Raw genomic sequence first — 2,162 nt, forward strand, 5'->3', positions numbered from 1 at the left:
GTCGGTGACGCGGGCCGCGGCCTCCTCGGCCTCCCGGAACGCCTCGGCCAGCGCGGTGCGCGGCGGTTCCTCCCGGTGGTCGCCCCTGCTTCGGTCGCCGTGGCTGTGGTGGTGGTTCACCGTTCGTCTCCTCGGATCTCACGAGTGCTGTCAGGTCGCCTCGGAGGGCGGACTGCGGGTACCCGGCACGGCCCCGGGCAGACCCGTCGGCTCCGGTCAGGCCATCTGGCGCCGGACCAGCTCGTGCAGCCGTCCTCCCCGGTCGGCCAGCAGCGCGGCGGGCGTGCCGGTCTCCGCCACGCGTCCGTCCTCCATCACGATCACCCGGTCGGCGTCCATCACCGTGGACAGCCGGTGCGCGATCACCACGCGGGTCGCCTCCAGCGCGCGGGTGCTCTCGATGACCCGCCGCTGCGTCTCGTTGTCCAGCGCGCTGGTCGCCTCGTCGAGGAAGAGGATCCGCGGCCTGCGGATCAGCGCCTGCGCGATCATCAGCCGTTGCCGCTGCCCGCCGGACAGCGAGCCGCTGCCGGCCACCAGGGTGTGCAGCCCCATCGGCATCCGCCGGATGTCGTCGCCCAGCCCGGCCAGCTCCGCCGCCGCCATCACCTCCTCGGGCGAGTACGGCTCGTGGCCGCGGACGATGTCCAGCATCGACCCGGTGAACGGCTGGGCGTGCTGCAGCACCACACCGCACTGCCGCCGCACCGCCGCGTGGTCCAGCGCGGCCAGGTCCTGGCCGTCGTAGAGGACGCTGCCGGAGGCGGGCGGGTCGAAGCCGATCAGCAGCCGCAGCAGCGTCGACTTCCCGCAGCCGCTCGGGCCGACGACCGCCACGAACTCACCCGGACGGACCTCGAAGGAGACGTCGTCCAGGACCGGCGGCCCGTCGTCGGAGTAGCGGAACGACAGCCGCCGCGCCTCGATCGCCCCGGAGAGCCGGCCCGGCGGAGTGCTCGTGCTCCGCACCTCCGGCACCGCGTCCAGCACCGGCCGGAGCTCCTCGAACAGCGGCAGCGCGGCCACCACCGAGACCGCGGCGCCGGTGAGCTGGGTGACCGAGCCCAGCAGCATCGTCACGGCCGTGTTGAAGGCGAGGAAGTCGGCGGCCGGCATCGCGCCCCGCGCCGGGCCGGCCAGCAGCACGAACATCAGCAGCGAGCACACCGGGAGGGCCACCGAACCGAGCACCGCGTTCAGGTTCTTGATGCCGCCGAGCCGGCGGTGCATCTCCCGGCTGCGGGCGAATCCGCCCGCCCAGGCGGCGTAGGCGTAGTTCTCGGCCGCCGCCACCCGTAGCTTGGGCAGGCCCCGCAGGGTCTGGAACGCCTGGTTGTTGAGCTTGTGGGTGAGCCGGACCAGCCGGCGCTGCCACCGCACCTGCCACAGGCCCAGCAACAGGAACACCCCGGCGAGCACCGCCAGCAGCGCCATGGCGGCCAGCGCCATGCTCACGTCGTACCAGAGCAGCAGCCCCAGGTTGACCGTCCCGACCGTCAGCGACTGGGCCGCCACCGGACCGACCCCGGCCAGCAACTGCCGGATCCGGCTGATGCCCATCGCCGCCCCGGCCAGCTCGCCGGTGGACCGGCCGGTGAAGAAGGCCGCCGGCAGCCGCAGCAGCCTGTCCCACACGGCCGGCTGCAGCACGGCCTCGATCCGGCCCTCCAGCCGCAGCATCGTCACGTTCTGGAGCAGCAGGAACACCGCGGACACCACGGCCGCCACCAGCACGGCGGTGCAGGCCAGCGCGATCAGGTCGGTGCGCGCCTGCGGCACGTACTGCCCCAGCACCTTGCCGGTGACCACCGGCACGGTCACCCCCACGGCGACCGTCACCAGCCCGCCGAACAGCAGCGACACCACGTCCCTCCGGGCGCCGGACAGCACGAACCGGGCCAGCCGCAGCGGGGTGGTGCGCCGCTCGGGGAGGGGACGGAAGAACATGACCGCCCGGGCGCCGTAGTCGTCGGCGTTCTCCGCGCCGATCCGGGTCTCCCGGCCGGTGGTCGGGTGCACCGCCACGTAGCCGCCGCGACGCCACAGCAGCGCCACCGGGGCCCCGGACAGGGCCCGGAAGCCCAGGAGCGGGCCGACGTCCTCCTTCCACCACCGGCCGCCGCCCAGCCGCACGGTGCGCGTGCGCACCCGCGAGACGGCGG

General features: G+C 74.3%; 1 protein-coding gene. It reads right to left on the reverse strand.

The window, feature by feature from the left end; all coding sequences use genetic code 11:
• Positions 1-216 precede the first annotated feature (216 nt).
• On the reverse strand, positions 217-2,162 hold a 1,946-nt coding region (locus HW445_RS28035), incomplete at its 5' end, for an NHLP bacteriocin export ABC transporter permease/ATPase subunit (protein ID WP_180223659.1).

Origin of the sequence: Streptomyces sp. UH6 (assembly GCF_013421635.1) — a bacterium.
Classification (GTDB): Bacteria; Actinomycetota; Actinomycetes; order Streptomycetales; family Streptomycetaceae; genus Streptomyces; species Streptomyces abyssomicinicus.